The sequence below is a fragment of the Pseudoalteromonas luteoviolacea H33-S genome (assembly GCF_001625695.1).
In the GTDB taxonomy this organism is placed as follows: domain Bacteria; phylum Pseudomonadota; class Gammaproteobacteria; order Enterobacterales; family Alteromonadaceae; genus Pseudoalteromonas; species Pseudoalteromonas luteoviolacea_B.
In genome coordinates this window covers 202,815-221,317 of record NZ_AUXY01000071.1, presented here as the reverse complement: position 1 = coordinate 221,317, position 18,503 = coordinate 202,815, and the positions used below count along the sequence as shown (strand labels likewise).

Below are 18,503 nucleotides of genomic sequence, written 5' to 3'. Positions count from 1 at the left end.
CTTTTTCTATATTCTCAAGTTAATGCTCTACTTAAAACTTGTAGCTAGCGCCTAACAAGAATACGCGTCCGTAATCTTGATAATCTCTAACTTGTAGATGATTGTCACCAGATAAAGACGTAAATGGCTCTTCAGTGATATTCTGTGCCTGCAATGTCACAGCTAGCCCTTCAAGGGACTTAATACCTGCTTCACCAAAGTCATAACCAATTTGAGCATCCCAAATTGTTTCACCTAGGATATCCACTTGCTCTGTTTTAAAGCCGGTGCCGTATACATCACCTTTAAAGTCAGAACGTTTACGCATGCTGGTTCTGAACTGGAAACCGTTATTCTCATAGAAGAAAGTTAAGCTTTGCACTTTTTCTGACAAGCCTGGTAACTTGTATTCTTCACCGTTGTGATCTTCAACATCTTGATGAATACGCGTATGGCTCGCAATTAAACCAAAACCCTCTAAGCTGCTGTGGATCAAAGTGAACGGGAATGTGACTGCCGCTTCATAGCCCCATAGGTTGCCACCGCCACCATTGACTTTCAGTTTACGTGTTGCAGTTGGATTTGCCGGGACCAGACCCGTCTTAGGGTTAACAACACCCGTTAAATCTTCTTCTGTGTTTGAATCAAAGATCCAGTTTTTAAGGTCTTTGTAGAAAGCCCCAACAGAGAAATATCCTTCTGAGTGGTAATAATTTTCATAAGTTAAATCAAAGCCATCAGCTTCTTTTGGCTCAAGCTGCGGGTTACCACCAGTGATCTCCCAAAAGTTTCCACTGTCATCAGGCACATCTCTGTACGATCTGATAATAGACGAGTTCATCTCAGACATTTTTGGACGTGAAATCGTTTTCGCGTAACCAAATCGCAGCATTTGCTCATCATCAATAGATAAAGACAAGTTCAAGCTTGGTAGCACATGGCTGTAATCATGGTTTTCTCGACTGTCTTCTAGTACAACTTGACCACTGCCATCAATCCCTGCTTTTGCACCTTTAGTATCGACTTCAGTTTTGACATAACGCAGGCCTGCATTACCTTTTAGCGGCATGTCAGCCACTTCCATATCAATATTCGCTTGTACAAATGCTGCAGTGACTTCTTCGCTCACAGACCAAGTTCTTGCTGCGTGACTCGCATCCGTCAGGCTTTCTGCAAGCAACGAGAAATAACCATCTGCGACCATCGCACGCGAGTCATAGGCAATCATATCGCCCATACCGATAAAGTCTAAATTCGCAGTACCCAAGCGATATTGATCAGGTACCGTCAGCAAACCTGTATTATCTGGGTAAGAGAAATCTTTTAAAGTCATAAAGTAACCTTCAGATACTTTTGACTTTTCACGCTCTTTATATGACACACCCGCTTCCACAGAGCTAATAAAATCATTATCTAGCGCATGCTTTGCAGCCAACTTAAGTGCGTTAATTTCGTCTTCTAAGACTGGCGCATTAATAAAACCATCTTGCAACGTATTTTGGAATGGGTGATCCTCAACGTTTGTACCGTACTTTTCATTAAGCGCTGTGCTGCTGCCCCAAGACAACGGACCGCCCACCTTGATTAAGTCGTAATCACTATAATCCAGCTCATGAGTAAATTGTGCCCCAGTGTTGCCATCATTAAAGGTATAACCGATATTATCAGCCGCGCCACGCAAATCACCACGGCCAGTGCCTGAGTAACTCTCTAAGCTCCAAATTTTGTTCTCAACGCTCGAGTGACTTAAGTCGACTTCAATGGTTGTCGCATCAGTTAGCTCATAAGTAGCATTGAAGCCAAATGCCTGCATTTGCGCATCTTTAGACTCATAGTCATTACGTACAACGACTCTTTGGCCTTCTGTTATTGCGCTGGTAATAAAACCAGACGCTTCGTCTACCGACACACTTTGCGGGTTTAGTTGACCTTGGCCCCAACCAAATGGAATTTCGATACCACGTAAGATTTTGTCTTCGGTAAAGTCAATATAAAGCGCATCAAAGACCATAGATAGCTTGTCATTTGGCGCAGCCTCAAAGACAAACATCACAGAATCACGCTCAAGTGTTGTAGAGCGAACAAATGGCTTGGCACCACCTAGAATTGAGTACTGCTTACCATTTTCTTCAAACTCAGGGTAACCCCAAGTGTTCCAACGCTTTTCTTGGTTAGGTGATGAGCTTGTTGTTAAAGCCAGTGCAACACCATATTTGTCATCTGCAAACTGATCAATGTATGAAAAAGTGCCACGTAAACCAGCATCATCAGCATCTGGGTTTAGCTTACCGATATCTGACTTTTCATAAAGTGCATTAACCTGTAAAACACGCTCATCCATACTTAAAGGACGTACAGTCTGCATATCAATGACACCCGCGATCCCTTCTGCTTCTAGGTTCGCGCTTGGCGTTTTATATACAGTAACACCACTCATAATCTCTGAAGGGTATAAATCAAACTCTACACCGCGGTTATCATTAATTGATACTTGTTCACGGCCATTGAGCGTCGTTGCCCCTTCATTTTCACTAAATCCACGTACCGTTACTTTATTTGAACGACCGTCTAATCGTTGCGATGTAAGACCTGGCAGGCGTGCGATTGACTCTGCAATTGAAGAATCAGGTAATTTACCAATATCTTCTGCGGAAATAGACTCTACAACCTCAGATGAAAAGCGTTTAGTATTGATTGACTTTACAACACTTGCACGGAAGCCGCGTACTTCTACAACTTCCACTTTCTTTTGATCATTTTTTACCGACTCTTCGTTTTGCGCAGCAATTGCGTGATTGCTTAAGCCTGCAGTAACGAGTGCCAAGGTCAACATACTTGGTTTGAACGTAGACATAATGTTTTATCCCAATTAGCTTTTTGTACGTCGCTTTGTTGTTATTTACTTAATGCAGGGATTGATAGTAAAACTGCAAAAATAAATTCATTTGACGTTAATTTTGTTGTCACCCGCCATATTAGCGCTGTGACTTGGCTAGTCACAACTTTATGCATACGTATTCAAAGAAAGGTGAGCAGGCATGAACTTCAAAAAAATCGTCTTTAAATACTTGTAACTTCATGCTTTTATTAACTTTATTTAATTTGCAAGCAAAATTAACAATTTAAGCAATGCATTTAAGTATATTTTACAAGCAAGTAACTCAATCGCTTAACAAGCAGAGTATGACATAAAAATCGGCATATAGATGTGTGTTGAATATGTTTCCATGAAATTGGTATTACCAATTTAAATATTCCAAGCGCTTATAAAACCTGAGCGATGATCTATTTCACTATAAATTGGTAAAGATGATTTAGTAAACCTCCAATAGGCAGAGAACTGTCAAAATTTCATAATATTTTAAATGCATACGTATGCAGTTTTTTTACTCAAATGCATGCATGCCGTATGCTTTTCGACAATATTAACGACCAGAACCACTTTATACTTTTAGCTGGCTTAGTTCGCTTTAAGAAGTGGCTTCACTGCACAAAGCTGGAGAATCGTGCATGGCGCAAAATGAATGGTGGAAAGGTGCGGTAATCTATCAGGTTTACCCACGCAGTTTTAAAGACACCAAAGGTGATGGTATTGGTGACCTTAATGGCATCATTGAACGTCTTGACTACATAAAGTCGTTAGGCGTTGATGCGATTTGGATATCCCCATTTTTTAAATCACCGATGAAAGACTTTGGATACGATATCAGTGACTATCGAGATATTGATCCTATGTTTGGTAATATTGAAGACTTTGATAACTTGATTGCTCAAGCACATCAGCGTGATATCAAAATTATTATTGATCAGGTCCTCAGTCACACTTCCAATGAGCACCCATGGTTTGTCGAAAGCCGTCAAGATAAAAACAACGAAAAATCTGACTGGTACGTGTGGGCTGATGCTAAACCAGATGGGAGTCCTCCTAATAACTGGTTATCTATTTTTGGCGGCGTTGCGTGGCAATGGGAACCGAGAAGATGTCAGTACTATTTACACAACTTCTTAACTGAACAACCTGATTTAAACTTCCACAACCCGCAAGTTCGTCAAGCGGTATTAGACAACGTCAAATTCTGGCTAGACAAAGGTGTGGACGGTTTCCGTTTGGATGCGATTAACTTCTGCTTCCATGATAGTGAACTGAAGGACAACCCTGCTAAGCCAAAAGAGTTGAGACAAGGTCGAGGGTTTAGCGAAGACAACCCTTACGCGTTCCAGTACCACTATTACAATAACACGCAACCGGAAAACTTGGATTTTATGGCTGAGATCCGTGCCCTGCTTAACGAGTACCCGGGTACGGTCAGTTTAGGGGAGATTTCATCAGAAGACTCTCTTAAAACCATGGCAGAGTACACATCCGGTGGTGACAAACTGCATATGGGATACAGCTTTGAGCTACTAACCAATGATTACAGCGCTAAATATATTCGCGAAACGGTATCACGCCTAGAGGCTGTGATGACCGAAGGCTGGCCATGTTGGGCATTTAGCAATCATGACGTTGAACGCGTAGCCAGTCGCTGGTCTAAAGACGGCCAAACTGTGAACCCTCAGCAAGTGAAAATGCTCACCGCCTTACTTGGCTCACTGCGTGGTAGTGTTTGTATGTATCAAGGCGAAGAGCTTGGATTAGGTGAAGCACAGGTTGCATTTGAAGATCTTCAAGACCCTTACGGCATAACATTCTGGCCAAACTTTAAAGGCAGGGATGGCTGTCGTACACCCATGCCTTGGTCTGTGGAACAAGCACATGCTGGCTTTACACAAGGTAAACCTTGGTTGCCTGTTGCTGATGCACACGCTCAAACTGCGGTAGATCTTCAAGAGCAAGATGATGACTCTATCTTGGCTCAATATCGCGCATTTTTAGCTTGGCGAAAAACACGCCCAGAGCTTGTCACAGGAGACATTGAATTTATAACGACTAAAGAGCCGGTTTTAGCCTTTTATAGAACATTAGAAGACAAAAAAATGCTTTGTTTGTTTAATTTGACGGAACAAACTTCTGAATTTGTGGTCGAAAAAGACATAAAGGTTTCCATGGATGAACTGGCCCACCATACCGGTGAGCTAAAAGCAGATACAGTAACCCTGCCCGGTTACGGCTGCTATTTCGCATCTATCTAACACAGATGACCTCAAAAGCCCCATTTATGGGGCTTTTTCATTCCTGTATTAAATTTTTAAACGCACTGATTTTCAATGCCTTACTGTAATACCAACCTTGATGCACCACCACACCTCGTGCGCTGAGATAATCAGCCTGTAATTGTGTTTCAACCCCTTCGGCTATCAGCTTTTTCTCTAATTTATCAGCCATTTCAATCACTGCATTCAATACTGGGGATTGCAAATTATCAAGTCCAATGGACGCCACAAAGCTTTGATCTATTTTCAACAGATCAATTGGGAAGCTCTGTAAATATTGTAATCCACAGTAACCCGTTCCAAAATCATCAATGGCAATCTCAACACCCAGCTCTACCAGTTGATAAAGTACCGACTTAATTTTAGCTTGGGATAACACATCTCGTTCAGTGAGCTCTATGGTCAAGTTATTAAACACACTCTTTGCTTCACACAATTTTTTAATATAGCTTGGGCAACTCAAGAGGTAGCCATTGACATTAAAAGAGACTTTAAAATCTGGCTTAACTGCTATTACTGGCGCCAGATCAGATATCGCTTTATCTATTTGGTACAGAGACATCTCCAAAACGGTGCCGTCTCGCTCGGCCTCAGGTACAAAATAAGTCGGTCCAAGCTCTCCCTCTACAGGATGCATCCATCTTATCAATACTTCGGCACCAAGAATATTTTGCGTCTTTGCATCAATTAAGGGCTGATATACATTGAATAACTCTTGTCGGTTTAGTGCCCCTAACAACAAGGCTCGGCTACTTAACACGCGTTTATCATAATGGTTGAGCAATAACACCAAACCTAACCAAGATAATACGTACATCAAGCAAAGTGCTGTTAACCATACTGGACTTGGCAGACCTAAATAACGCGCATTTTTACTGACCACGACCGATAATTGCGGCACATTTTTGAATGGTCTTATATGTATAAACTTACGAGTTTGATCATCAAATAATTTTTCAAGCTCAATGTTTTGCACTATTGGGAAAATCGAGTGCCCTAGCGGCAAGCTATAGTCGCCTTGTAAAAAGACAGGGACCCCGGTTTCACTATCCACAATGGCGATGTAATCAAGTTCACTGTATTTACTCAAGTGCAGCATATCCTTTATCCACTCGGTAGGCAGCAAGGCATTGACCTCGTAGCCGTCATGCCGAGTTCGTGCCAATACAAATGCGGACACTTGCAAAAACTCAGAAATAATGGGGCCATGATATCTTAGCCCTCGTTTCTTAGGTGGCTCGCTAATGAACATAGGAGTAGGAAGTAAACCAAAAGAATTGCAAACGAGCTCGCCGCTGGGATTAACAATGCCAATTTCGCTCACTGCTGGGTGTTTAAAGACGAATTGCCTCATCTGTTGAATGGTTGCAGCAGAGCATTGCACATCAATGCTATCGGATTGATGTAAAAAAGTATCAACATTATTTAGCTGAGACCCAAAGTCGAGTATAACGCGCTCAGCCATCGCCCTAACATCAGCTCTATTAGATTCTGCATACTGAATGTAAATAAACGTGGATATAAGGCCAAAAAGAAACGAGCAGATCAGCCAAGAGACTACAACATTTTTAGAATGATTAGTCCAAACTGACAGCCTCTGACCCAAGTTAGAACCTCAAGATAAAAGAAGTTACGAAAGTGTAGAGAGTAAATATTACCAATATATGACAAAGGGTTTACCCTTGCGAGCAAACCCTTTGATGTAAAGCCTTACAAATAAAGGGTAGAAACTACCCAGTTATTTGGCTTACAGGTTCTTGCTTGTGCCTACTTCAACACGAGTTTTTAACTTCTGACCTGGTCGAAAAGTTACTACACGCCTTGCAGAAATAGGTATATCTTCTCCAGTTTTAGGATTTCTACCTGGGCGTTGTTTTTTATCACGCAGGTCGAAATTGCCAAAGCCAGAGAGTTTAACCTGCTCTCCGTTTTCAAGCGCTGAGCGGATTTCTTCAAAAAACGCTTCAACTAAGTCTTTGGCATCCTTTTTATTTATCCCCAGTTTTTCAAATAGGTGTTCAGCTATGTCGGCTTTAGTAAGCGCCATATCTAGTCCCTCAACGATGCATTAAATTGTTTGGCCAATTCGGCCACGACTCTGTCTACAACTTCGTTGATATCTTTCTCTTCGAGCGTTTTATCAACGTTTTGTAGGGTTAGGGCGATGGCTAAACTCTTATAATCGGGTTCAATACCTTTGCCCTTATACACATCGAATAAGTTTAGGTCAACTAATTGATTTCCGCCAACTTTCTCAATGCTTTCTAAAATATCGCCTATTTTTACATCATCTGCAACTAAAATAGCAATATCTCTGCGATTTGATGGAAATTTTGAGATACTAACCGCTTCTGGCAGCCTTCTTTGTGAAATTGCATCCACTTCTACCTCAAATACAAACGCTGTGTCGTTCAATTCTAACGACTTTTGTAATTGAGGGTGTATCGCACCAATAAATCCAACTTTTACGCCATCAGCATAAATCGCTGCTGATTGACCAGGATGTAAACCATCACTTGCTTCGGCTTTAAAAGTAAATCTAGCAGGGTCGTTGCAAACTGCAAGTAATGCTTCAACATCGCCTTTAATATCAAAGAAATCGACTTTGCGACTTTCAATACCCCAGTGTTCGTTGTGCGTATTACCATAGACAATACCACCAATCACTGCGCTTTGACGTACACCGTTTTCTGCGCTTTCGTCTTTAATGAACTTTAAACCATGCTCAAAGAAACGAATACGTGATTGCTGTCGGTTTTGGTTATATACCAAGGCGTTCACAAGACCCGGCATTAAACTCACACGCATTGCTGACATTTCAACAGAAATTGGGTGAGGCAACACAAGTGCATCGCTTTGTGGATGAAGCAGCGCTTGCTTTTTAGGGTCTACGAAGCTGTATGTAATTGCTTCTTGGTAACCGCGAGCAACAAGTTCATTGCGGAAACGAGAAACTGGTACAGATGCCTCTTGGTGATCTGTCATTTTAAGTGCTGCAGTTGGCGCAACATTTGGAATGTTATTGTAGCCGAATACGCGTGCAACTTCTTCGATAAGATCTTCTTCAATACTGATATCAAAACGGTAACTTGGCACTTGTGCTTGCCACTGACCCGCTTCAGCCGATACCTCAAGGCCAAGACGTGTCAAAATATCAGTTACTTTAGCATCTTCAATGTGATAACCGATAACACGGTCTAAACGCTCACGACGAAGTGTGACTGATTTAGTCGCAGGTAAGTCTGCATCAGAAACCGCTTCAACAACCGGACCTGCTTCACCACCCACAATTTCAAGTAGCAATGCAGTCGCACGCTCCATAGCATCACGCTGTAGCTGGTGATCAACACCACGCTCATAACGGTGAGATGCATCAGTATGTAAACCATAACTGCGTGCTTGACCAGCAATCGCTAGAGGGTTGAAGAATGCACTTTCAAGTAGGATATCTTGAGTACCCTCTTTAACACCAGATGCTTCACCACCAAAAATACCCGCCATTGCTAACGCTTTTTCGTGGTCAGAAATCAGTAATGTTGATGTATTAAGCTTAGCGGTATTGCCATCTAGCAATACTAACTCTTCATCTTGCTGTGCTTTACGTACCTTGATGCCACCAGAGATAGCGGCAAGGTCGAATGCGTGCATCGGATGACCTAGCTCAAGTAATACATAGTTAGTCACATCAACAACAGGGTCGATTGAACGAATACCTGAACGACGTAGTTTTTCTACCATCCAAAGTGGTGACTCAGCGTCAAGGTTAATACCCTTGATAACACGACCTAAATAACGAGGACATGCGTCGCTATCTACTAGCTCAATATCAATCTTGTCATCAATGGTTGGCTCAACTGTGCCGATAGTAACTTCGGTTACATCTAGACCGTTTAAAACACCCACTTCACGTGCAAGACCTTTAATGCCTAAACAGTCACTGCGGTTTGCTGTTAAATCAACATCGATAGTTACATCATCAAGTGCGAAATATTCACGAATATTTTGACCAATTGTCGCATCAGCCGGTAATTCTAAAATACCATCAGAGCTTTCTGCCATGCCAAGCTCTTCAAACGCACACAGCATACCGTGAGAAGGCTGACCGCGTAGCTTCGCTTTTTTAATTTTAAAGCCGCCAGGTAAAACCGCGCCAACTTTAGCTACCGCTACTTTTAGACCTGTACGGCAGTTTGCTGCGCCACATACGATGTCTAGTAGTTCTTCTTCGCCAACATTTACTTTGGTTACGCGAAGCTTATCTGCATCTGGATGTTGGCCACACTCAACGACTTCACCAATGACTACACCATCAAAATCACCAGCAACCGGATCTACACCATCTACTTCTAAACCTGCCATAGAAAGCTGTTCAGAAAGAGCATCCGTATCAATCGCAGGATTTACCCACTCTCTTAGCCACTTTTCACTAAATTTCATTTTTGGTTCGCTCTTATCTGAATTGGTTTAGGAATTTTAAATCGTTTTCGAAGAATGCACGTAAGTCGTTCACGCCGTAACGTAACATCGTCAAGCGCTCAACACCCATACCGAAGGCAAAACCAGTGTATTTTTCAGGGTCAATTCCGACTGAACGTAAAACATTTGGATGCACCATGCCGCAACCAAGTACTTCTAACCATTTACCATTTTTGCCTTTTACATCTACTTCAGCAGACGGCTCAGTGAATGGGAAGTATGAAGGACGGAAACGAATTTCCATGTCTTCTTCAAAGAAATTACGTAAGAAGTCGTGCAAAATACCTTTAAGCTCAGTGAAGCTCACGTTCTCATCTACCATAAGGCCTTCAACCTGATGGAACATTGGCGTATGTGTTTGGTCGTAATCATTACGGTACACACGTCCAGGAGAGATAATACGAAGTGGAGGCTGCTCAGCTTCCATGGTACGGATCTGTACGCCACTTGTTTGAGTACGTAAAACAAGCTTTGGATTAAAGTAGAACGTATCGTGGTCAGCACGCGCAGGGTGATGCTCAGGAATATTCAAAGCATCAAAGTTATGAAAATCATCCTCAATTTCAGGACCTGATTTTACTGCAAACCCGAGCTCACCAAAAAATGATTCAATACGCTCAATAGTGCGCGTTACAGGGTGTAAACCACCTGTAGGCGCTGTACGTCCAGGTAAAGTCACATCAATTGTTTCTGCTGCTAGTTTTTGCTCTAATGCAGCATTTGCAAGTGCTTCACGTTTTTCGTTAATTGCAGTTTGTACCTGGTTTTTTGCTTGGTTGATTACTTGTCCAGCTTCTTTACGCTCTTCTGGCGCTAGCTTGCCTAGGGTTTTTAATAGCCCAGTAATCTCACCTTTTTTACCAAGGTAGTTAACTCTGACTTCCTCAAGTTGCGCAATCTCACTGGCACTTGAAACGGCTTCAAGCGCTTGCGCTAAAATATTCTCTAAGTTCATTCTATACCTGATCTGGTTGAGGTAATTTGCCTTTTCTGAATCAGTTATGATAACTGAAAGGTGGGGCTAGATTCTAGCCCAAATTCACAGCTTTAGTGTTGCTTTTATAAAAGGAATGGTAAGTTTTCGCTGTGCGGCCATAGATGCGTGGTCCAACTTGTCCAAAACATCCAATAATGCTCGCATATCTCGGCTTAATCTGGTCAATAAAAATCGCGCACATTCATCACTTAATTCAAGCCCACGCATGTGCGCACGCTTAACTAACGCCTCAGCTTTATCATCATCACTCATGGAACGGATCTGAAAGGTGGTACCCCACGCCAATCGAGATTCTAAGTCAGGCAATTCGATGTTAAGCATATTTGGTAACAGATCCGCGGTCATTACCAAGCACTTTCCCGCTTCGTTAAAGCGATTAAAAAAGTTAAATAGCGCTTTTTCCATCGCTTCATCACCCGCCACTAGATGCACGTCATCAATACAGACTACATCGAGCGCATCTAGACCTTCCAATACATCAGGGCCAAATTTAATGACCTCTCTCAGTGACAGTAAAATGGTTGAAAGGCCAAGTTCTTGAGCGTGAATACACGTTGCATACAGCAAGTGGGATTTACCAGAGTCGGCCAGCCCACACAAATAAGTAAATTGGAAACTCGCCTGAATGTCGTTCAGCGCTTTCTTTAAATGCGTGACTTCCAGTGATTCTTCGCCACCGAAATAAGACGTGAATGTCTCATCATCCGGCAGTGTTACAGGTAAAGCTAACTGCATAGGATCTAACATGATTACTGCCCTACCCAGCTGTACCTTAAGTTTTCAGCGCTAACGACTTGGTGAAATGCTCTGGGATCAACATACACTTCAAATGATTGCTCAAGTTTAAGTGATTTTTGTAAATCCGACACAGAAGATAAATGCTCAACTTCAAATTGAACTTGTTGCCTGTTGCGATAGATAACATCGACATTATTGACAGTACTGATAGTTAATAGCTCTCTTTTCGCTCGCTCGATTTTATCAAACGTTCTTAATCCGTCCACCGTGATCACGGTGCTATTGGTTGCGTATGACTTGGTAGGGTCAATGATATATTCGCTCGCCAACGCCGCTGACATATCATTTATCATTGAAATCAATAACTGCTGCTTGTCGCCCACAAGTTGTACAGATTCAAACATATCCGCGTCAGTATAACGCCAATCTAATTGCCAGCTGCTTGAATTTGGCTGTTTAAACAAACGTCCTGTAATCACTCGCTCGGCATTATAACGGGCCGATGCAGCTTCAACTGGCTCTGAGAAGTTTCCCCATACCTCTGCAATACCAACCTGAGCGCGGTCAGTTAAGTCCATCAAGGGCACGACAACAGGGATCCCCCACTCAGCCGCCGTGTCATAAATTAATCGCTCTAATTGTGGGTTACTCTCTTGCGTGACAAAGTCACGTCTTAGGTTGTCTTCAATTACCAACCAAATAGCGATTAAGGGCCGTCTGTTACCCCACAAGCCAAAGCCACTTTCCCTAACTAGGCTTTCAACTTTTTCTGCTTCAAAGCGCACTCGTATTTTCAGCTCTTGATTAGCATGCTCGATATACTCATATTTGAGCATATAATCTGAAATACGCCTTTTGCTTTTTTTAATTAAAGGGTGGTTACTATGGCCGGCCTTGCCAGTGAGCTTTTTAATCACTTGGTCAAGTGCATCTTGACTCGCCTTGGCCCGAGTGGCTCGCGTTTTATCGTCCACCACTAACGTCGCTTCATATAGATCAGTTACCTCTATCGCAAACGCTGAGCTGCACATCCAAAAAAGACAAATTAAGAAGAGTTTTTGTGCCATTCGCAACCATCTAAACAAAAATAAAGTTTGATCCTAATGCAATCATACACGCTGGTAAAGCCATGGCGATACATTTAGGTCGCAAAATAAATTTGATTTTTTCCTTTACCTTTCGCTTCGTACAATGCCAAGTCCGCATCATGGATTAAAGCTTGTGCATCAAATGATTGGTTGATCACCGAGGCAATACCAATACTACAGCCGCATTGCACCTCAATACCAGATTCTAAAGTGATGGGAGATGACAGTGACTTCAGCATCCGCTCTGCTAACTGAGTTAATGACTGTTTGTCTATTTTTTCAGTTAACATCACGACAAATTCGTCGCCGCCTAAGCGACATACAAAGTCGTAACTGCGTAATGTTTGATTGAGTCGTTCACTGACCGTTTTTAAAACTAAATCGCCGCTTTGGTGGCCATGGTTATCATTGATGGGTTTAAAATCATCGAGATCTAAATATAAAACATAGACAAGAATATCCCCACGTTGAGAGCGTGCTGATAATCGTTCTAGCTCCTTAAACAGATATTTTCGATTGGCCAGCCCGGTCAAACTGTCATGCAAAGAATCATGTTCTAGTTGCTGTTGTAAGGACTCTCTCACTTCTATTTCATGCTCAAGCTTTGTTAAGCTCTCTTTGAGTTCAGAGGTCCGTTCTTGCACCTTGATTTCAAGCTCTGTTTGATAACTTTGCAATGCCCTATTGGCTTCTATCAAGGCTTGCTGATTGTTGAATGCATCCAGTGCCGAAGAGATCACATGGCTGATGGTATACAGTACATCTACTATCATGCCCGAATATTCATTTTCTTTTCGATAAGATTGAATAATGAACGCACCTAAATGCTGACTGCGATTAACAAGTGGAAAGCACAGCCACTGCATGGGTACTGAGCCCAAGATGTTGACTTCGCCCGTCTCAATTAACTGTTCAATATCATGCTGATTGAAATTACACACTTTATGTGATTTCAGCGCAAAGGCGGTCAATGAGTGTGAAATATCGTCTAAAGACAGATTATCTAACTCTTCAGCCTCGATATCGTCTTTAACATCATGAAAATACGGGAAAGATAAATTCCCATTTTCTTGATACAGGACAACGTAAAAATTGTCTGCATAAGTTACTTTTTGCAATATACAATGAATGTCTAACAAGAAGCGTTGAATTGAATCAGATGTATTCAAACACGCTACTATATCCGTCATGCTATCGATCACATAGCCGCTGTCTACTGCCTCTACAGCTATTTTTTCCATCGCGTATCCCTCTGTAACTATTAACGCTGCGCACTAAGCCTAACTGCTCAAAGTTTAGACAAAACTTTAACCTTTTGCAGTATTTGAAAAATGACATATTTATGTAAACATAACAATTTACACTATATTTACAAAAATAATAATTAATATGAAAACCTTTATGCAAAGACAAACTTTTATTGTCTTACATGTGATTGCCATTGTGATAACTATCGGCAGCATGTTAACAGGCTTTAGAATTGCCATCATTAGCCAAGACTGGTTAGCGCCTATCTCATCACTGATACCACAAGGTGCGGTACATAGCTGGCACCTTGGTTTCTCTATCGGGCTGACCTTACTCGTAGTCGTATTTATTGGTTACACTATCTGGGCACCTTTTCGCAGCTACCCATCAATTTATCACAAATTAATTAACTACTTAGGGTATGTCAGCATTTCTCTTGTTGTCTTATCTGGCTGGGCTGTTTGGGCTAATTTTTACAGTCACGAGGCGCGCAGTATCCACCAAATCGCTATGTGGCTAATGGTCAGTTACTTTATTCTTCATGCTTGGGTTTATATCTTGCAAAAAGGCCGTGGGGTATTTGCCGCAATATTGCCAAAACGACTAAAAATGACACATGTCAGTGCTGTGCTATGCCTAGTTGTCATAGGTGGTTTTTTTCACACTCTCACCCTAAATGCCAGCCACCAGCTTGATGTGCACACCATTGCCGATACCACTTTTATTGAAATTGATGGACAAGGTAATGAACCTCAATGGCAAGATGCTGATACATTTACTGTCACCACCATAGGTGGAGCTAACTTTGAAAATGGCAGCACCGATGTCTCTATTAAAGCACTGGCAAATCAATATGAAAGCTACTTTCTTATTTCTTGGCAAGACAACTCAAAAAGCACCAATCATTTACCACTATTAAAAACCCCCACTGGCTGGCAGGTACAAGAAAATGGCTTTTATCGATTCGATGAGCGTACATTCTATGAAGATAAGTTTGCCGTCATGCTTTCTGATGGGTGTGAAGCTGCTGGTGATAAAACTTATTACTCCGGTGATAAGCCTCTCAAGAACAAGCCGAAAAATTGGCATGGCAAAGGGTATCATGCTAGCTTAGATGGTAAGGTTCGAGATTTATGGCATTGGAAAGCCGTGCGAACCAATGACATGTACCTCGCTGATGATAACTTTATCGGACCGCCCAGCAAACACCTCAAAGGCAAACGTCGTTACTCTGCGGGTTACCAAGCGGATGGAAAAGAGAGCGGTGCTTATGTCATGAACTGGCAATGGTACAGCGCCAAAGGCATATCACCTAAACGCTTACCTGAAAAAATGCAGTCACACCAAGCAGTGCTACCCTGGTTCGGTTCAACTCCTTATCAAAGTGCGCAAGATACCTACCCAATAGGTACATTTTTACCCTCGGTTTTGTATCGTTCTAACCGTTTTGAAGGAGATAGAGCGGACGTGCGGGCTAGAGGGCAATGGCGCGATGGGCGCTGGACTTTAGAGCTCGTTCGCAAACACAACACCCACTCCAAATATGATGTACCACTGCAAACAGGAACCTGTATGTGGGTCTCTGCTTTTGATCACGCACAAATTGCCCACACCCGCCATATTCAAGCAATAAAACTGAGGTATTCACTGTGATACAGCGACTAATTATATCAGCCCTGATCCTAGCTGCTTTCATCGGCATTTGTTTGTTGCCGCAAGCTCAGCCTAAATTGAGCCAACATAAACGCTTCACCAAAATAACCCAAGAAGGTGACAAGCTCTCTCCATGGCAAGGCCCATGGGCATGTGTACACGACAAGCAAAATCATATCTTGTGGGAAATCAAAACCGACAACGAAAGCATTCATGATGGTTATTGGACTTACTCTTGGTTTGATGGTGAAAAAGGCAAGCAAAACTTTGGCGATTGTTATTTTGAGCCAAACCGCTGTGATACCCATGATCTTATTCGTCATACCAATCAACAAGGGCTGTGTGGCGTGTCAAAATGGCGATTGCCCACAGCTAAAGAACTACATAGTCTCATTCAAGCGCCGACATCTCCGGCATTACCGCATATCGCCAATGACTTTTTCATACATATCAAACAAGGAGATTATTGGAGCTCCGAACACAGTCAGCCTTTGGCTAAGCAATATCGTCAAGGCGGCCAAGGTGCAACCGCCATTAATTTTCATTTTGGTAAAAGTTACACACTACCCTACCGAAATGCCGCATTTGTAATGTTGGTAGCTGATCTACCAACGGCAAATATCCAACCGCAGTTAAGTCGTCGCGAAATAAATACACATCAGAAACAGGAATGAAAACTATGAGAGCCCTCCATTTTGGCCTCGCTTCAACGTTAATCATGGCAGGAAGCTGCTATGCAGGGAGTGATTATCACCGCATAGTTTGGGATGCTAACCCAAGCAGTCAAGCAACTATTGGCTTCACACCAGCAGGTGGCTCAAATCACGTCGTTAAATATGGTACCAGTACAGACGAGTCTAGCTGGACAACAAAAGCTGTGACTGCAAGCCACACTTTTGCAGGCAGCCTAAGCAACCAATTTGTGAAACTAACCGGACTGCCTGCTGACTCAGCGATTTACTACCGAGTGTGTGATAGCACTGGGTGTGGTCAGCATTTATGGTTTAAAACGGCACCTACATCAACAACAACAGGCTTTGTTGCCATCGCCGGTGGTGATACCCGTACAGGCTGGACCACACGTCGTTCAGGCAACCAAATGGTCGCCAAAATCAGACCTTTGTTTATCATGCACGGTGGGGATTATACCAATGCCAACTCAGCCTCTGAGATGAAGGAATATCTTAAAGATTGGCAGTTGACCTTTTCAAGCGACCTGATTGGCGGACAAAACTATAAACGTGTGTATCCATTTGTCGCAACGCATGGCAACCATGAAGATGATAACTACAAAACCCTGTGCCAAGTGTTTGGGGTTGATTATAACAATGACGGCCAATGCACCAGTGCTGATACCTACGGCGCTTTCAACGTGTCTAACTTGCTTCGTGTCTATACACTAAATAGTCAATATAAAAACAGCGGCTGGTCAAGCTACGCAATAGCGATGAATAACTGGCTAAAGCAAGACTTACAGAGTCAGGGTAACAGCGCGAAATGGCGTGTAGCTCAGTACCATAAACCTATGTATCCTCACTACTCTGGCAAATCTGACAATACAATCTTGCATACGTGGTGGGCTAATAACTTTTACGACCACAGCATGAATTTGGTAGTCGAGTCCGACACACATATCAATAAAATCACTGAAGCGCTCAAACCTTCAGGTAGCAACTTTGCTAAAACCACCACAGGCGGAACAGTATACGTGGGTGAAGGAAGTTGGGGTGCACCAGCACGTTCAGCGAATGATCCTAAATCTTGGACCATTGACTTAGCCAGTATCCAACAGTTTAAGGTGCTCTCTGTAACACCCAATAAACTTGAGGTAAGAACGGCGCAGTTTTCATCTTCAACCAATATCCTATCTCGTGAGCAACGTGCGGCAGACCCTCTAGCATTACCGGGCAATGTAAACTGGTGGTATGCAAGCGGTTTAGGTGATGTGTTACCACTTGTACAAAGCACATCTGGCCGTTCAATTATTGATACGCCTGATTTACCAAATCCGAATGTTCTTGAAAATGACGTACCAGCGACAGGTTTGACTGGCGCAAAAGGCAGTAAAACCATTTACACCATGGAAGTACCTGCCAACACCAATCAGCTATCATTTACTTCAAGTGGTGGTACAGGTGATGTAGATATGTATGTGAAGTTTGGTTCTGAGCCAACAACATCCAGCTATGATTGCCGCCCATACAAAGATGGCAATAATGAGTCGTGCTCTATCACAAATATTCAAGCGGGTACGTACTATGTCATGCTAAATGGGTATGCGACCTACAGTGGTGTTTCACTGGTTGGCTCATACGGCACAGTTGCCGATCCGGGTAACAAACAACAATGGACAGGCCTGTCGGCAAGTAAGTCAAACTGGACTTATAAAACCTTTGAAGTGCCTGCTGGCCAAGCTAAATTAACGGTAAAAATAAGCGGCGGCACTGGTGATGCCGATCTGTATATTCGTTCAGGCAGCCAGCCAACAACCTCAACGTATGATTGTCGTCCTTATGAAAATGGTAACACTGAAACATGCACCATCACCAACCCAACTGCGGGCACATGGCACCTTGGTGTTAGAGCTTATGAAACCTATAGCGGCGTGACTTTAAGCGCAGAATATTAAGCTATACGTCGATTGCCCCTTGCGAAGTGAGCGTTTGCCCATATTATGTTGGGCATATTCACAAGGGGCAAGTTATGAACTTTTTACATACTATGGTGCGCGTAAAAGACTTAGACGCATCACTTAAATTTTATTGTGACCTACTAGGACTGGTTGAAATTAAGCGCAAGGACAGTGAAAAAGGTCGCTTTACACTCGTTTTCTTGGCTGCACCGGGCCAATTAGAGCAAGCACAAGACACCTTTTCACCTACAATTGAACTCACCTATAACTGGGATACTGAAGAGTACACAGGCGGCAGGAACTTTGGCCACTTAGCATTTGCTGTGGACGACATTTACGCACTATGTGACAAAATTCAACAAGCCGGTGTGACAATAAACCGCCCACCAAGATGCGGACACATGGCGTTTATCAAATCACCTGACGGTATTTCAATTGAACTACTGCAAAAAGACAAACCACTGGAGCCGCAAGAGCCTTGGTTATCTATGCCAAACACAGGGTCTTGGTAAGCAACTGAATAAAGCGGACCTTTAAT

13 protein-coding genes are annotated in these 18,503 nt (G+C 42.7%); 5 read left to right on the top strand and 8 right to left on the bottom strand.

All coding sequences use genetic code 11. The annotated features are described in order from the left end of the window. Positions 1–31: 31 nt before the first annotated feature. The gene (locus N477_RS12495; RefSeq protein ID WP_063362075.1) at positions 32–2,833 is read right to left on the bottom strand and encodes a TonB-dependent receptor; all 2,802 of its coding nucleotides are present in this window, start codon (positions 2,831–2,833) and stop codon (positions 32–34) included. Positions 2,834–3,489: 656 nt separating this feature from the next. Between N477_RS12495 and N477_RS12490 the strand changes: the two genes are divergently transcribed. After that, positions 3,490–5,112 carry an alpha-glucosidase family protein gene (locus N477_RS12490; RefSeq protein WP_063362076.1) on the top strand — a complete coding sequence of 541 codons (1,623 nt, stop codon included), beginning with the start codon at positions 3,490–3,492 and terminating at the stop codon, positions 5,110–5,112. A gap of 37 nt (positions 5,113–5,149) precedes the next feature. Here the strand turns inward: N477_RS12490 and N477_RS12485 are convergent, their stop codons facing one another. The 7 genes from N477_RS12485 to N477_RS12455 form a co-directional block, all read right to left on the bottom strand. Beyond that, positions 5,150–6,598 carry an EAL domain-containing protein gene (locus N477_RS12485; RefSeq protein ID WP_231098107.1) on the bottom strand — a complete coding sequence of 483 codons (1,449 nt, stop codon included), beginning with the start codon at positions 6,596–6,598 and terminating at the stop codon, positions 5,150–5,152. A 282-nt stretch (positions 6,599–6,880) separates the two neighbouring features. Beyond that, positions 6,881–7,180: an integration host factor subunit alpha gene (gene ihfA, locus N477_RS12480; protein ID WP_023400419.1), complete on the bottom strand. Its 300-nt coding sequence runs from the start codon at positions 7,178–7,180 to the stop codon at positions 6,881–6,883. 2 nt (positions 7,181–7,182) lie between these two features. Beyond that, on the bottom strand, positions 7,183–9,570 hold the full coding sequence (gene pheT, locus N477_RS12475) for a phenylalanine--tRNA ligase subunit beta (RefSeq protein WP_063362077.1): 2,388 nt from the start codon (positions 9,568–9,570) through the stop codon (positions 7,183–7,185). A gap of 13 nt (positions 9,571–9,583) precedes the next feature. Continuing rightward, positions 9,584–10,564 carry a phenylalanine--tRNA ligase subunit alpha gene (gene pheS, locus N477_RS12470; protein ID WP_039609339.1) on the bottom strand — a complete coding sequence of 327 codons (981 nt, stop codon included), beginning with the start codon at positions 10,562–10,564 and terminating at the stop codon, positions 9,584–9,586. A gap of 84 nt (positions 10,565–10,648) precedes the next feature. Beyond that, positions 10,649–11,353 carry a DnaA regulatory inactivator Hda gene (gene hda / locus N477_RS12465; protein WP_063362078.1) on the bottom strand — a complete coding sequence of 235 codons (705 nt, stop codon included), beginning with the start codon at positions 11,351–11,353 and terminating at the stop codon, positions 10,649–10,651. Between the two features lie 2 nt (positions 11,354–11,355). Further along, positions 11,356–12,411 (bottom strand): DUF2066 domain-containing protein, encoded by a 1,056-nt coding sequence (locus tag N477_RS12460; protein ID WP_063362079.1) that lies wholly within the window; start codon positions 12,409–12,411, stop codon positions 11,356–11,358. Between the two features lie 74 nt (positions 12,412–12,485). After that, positions 12,486–13,673 (bottom strand): GGDEF domain-containing protein, encoded by a 1,188-nt coding sequence (locus N477_RS12455; RefSeq protein ID WP_063362080.1) that lies wholly within the window; start codon positions 13,671–13,673, stop codon positions 12,486–12,488. 160 nt (positions 13,674–13,833) lie between these two features. Between N477_RS12455 and N477_RS12450 the strand changes: the two genes are divergently transcribed. The 4 genes from N477_RS12450 (at position 13,834) to gloA (ending at position 18,477) form a co-directional block, all read left to right on the top strand. Continuing rightward, entirely contained in the window at positions 13,834–15,333 is a 1,500-nt protein-coding gene (locus N477_RS12450) for an ethylbenzene dehydrogenase-related protein (protein WP_063362081.1), read from the top strand. Continuing rightward, a complete protein-coding gene (locus tag N477_RS12445) occupies positions 15,330–16,007 on the top strand; it encodes a DUF1566 domain-containing protein (RefSeq protein ID WP_063362082.1) in 678 nt (225 codons plus the stop codon). Before N477_RS12450 ends, N477_RS12445 begins: the two co-directional genes overlap by 4 nt. 5 nt (positions 16,008–16,012) lie before the next feature. Then, positions 16,013–17,962 carry a pre-peptidase C-terminal domain-containing protein gene (locus tag N477_RS12440; protein ID WP_419555240.1) on the top strand — a complete coding sequence of 650 codons (1,950 nt, stop codon included), beginning with the start codon at positions 16,013–16,015 and terminating at the stop codon, positions 17,960–17,962. Between the two features lie 74 nt (positions 17,963–18,036). Continuing rightward, a complete protein-coding gene (gene gloA, locus N477_RS12435) occupies positions 18,037–18,477 on the top strand; it encodes a lactoylglutathione lyase (protein ID WP_063362084.1) in 441 nt (146 codons plus the stop codon). The last annotated feature ends 26 nt before the right edge of the window (positions 18,478–18,503 follow it).

Excerpts from the sequence above, each read along its gene's own strand:
- N477_RS12495 (WP_063362075.1), bottom strand. The coding sequence starts at position 2,833 with ATGTCTACGTTCAAACCAAGTATGTTGACCTTGGCACTCGTTACTGCA.
- N477_RS12490 (WP_063362076.1), top strand. The coding sequence starts at position 3,490 with ATGGCGCAAAATGAATGGTGGAAAGGTGCGGTAATCTATCAGGTTTAC.
- N477_RS12485 (WP_231098107.1), bottom strand. The coding sequence starts at position 6,598 with ATGGCTGAGCGCGTTATACTCGACTTTGGGTCTCAGCTAAATAATGTT.
- ihfA (WP_023400419.1), bottom strand. The coding sequence starts at position 7,180 with ATGGCGCTTACTAAAGCCGACATAGCTGAACACCTATTTGAAAAACTG.
- pheT (WP_063362077.1), bottom strand. The coding sequence starts at position 9,570 with ATGAAATTTAGTGAAAAGTGGCTAAGAGAGTGGGTAAATCCTGCGATT.
- pheS (WP_039609339.1), bottom strand. The coding sequence starts at position 10,564 with ATGAACTTAGAGAATATTTTAGCGCAAGCGCTTGAAGCCGTTTCAAGT.
- hda (WP_063362078.1), bottom strand. The coding sequence starts at position 11,353 with ATGTTAGATCCTATGCAGTTAGCTTTACCTGTAACACTGCCGGATGAT.
- N477_RS12460 (WP_063362079.1), bottom strand. The coding sequence starts at position 12,411 with ATGGCACAAAAACTCTTCTTAATTTGTCTTTTTTGGATGTGCAGCTCA.
- N477_RS12455 (WP_063362080.1), bottom strand. The coding sequence starts at position 13,673 with ATGGAAAAAATAGCTGTAGAGGCAGTAGACAGCGGCTATGTGATCGAT.
- N477_RS12450 (WP_063362081.1), top strand. The coding sequence starts at position 13,834 with ATGCAAAGACAAACTTTTATTGTCTTACATGTGATTGCCATTGTGATA.
- N477_RS12440 (WP_419555240.1), top strand. The coding sequence starts at position 16,013 with ATGAGAGCCCTCCATTTTGGCCTCGCTTCAACGTTAATCATGGCAGGA.
- gloA (WP_063362084.1), top strand. The coding sequence starts at position 18,037 with ATGAACTTTTTACATACTATGGTGCGCGTAAAAGACTTAGACGCATCA.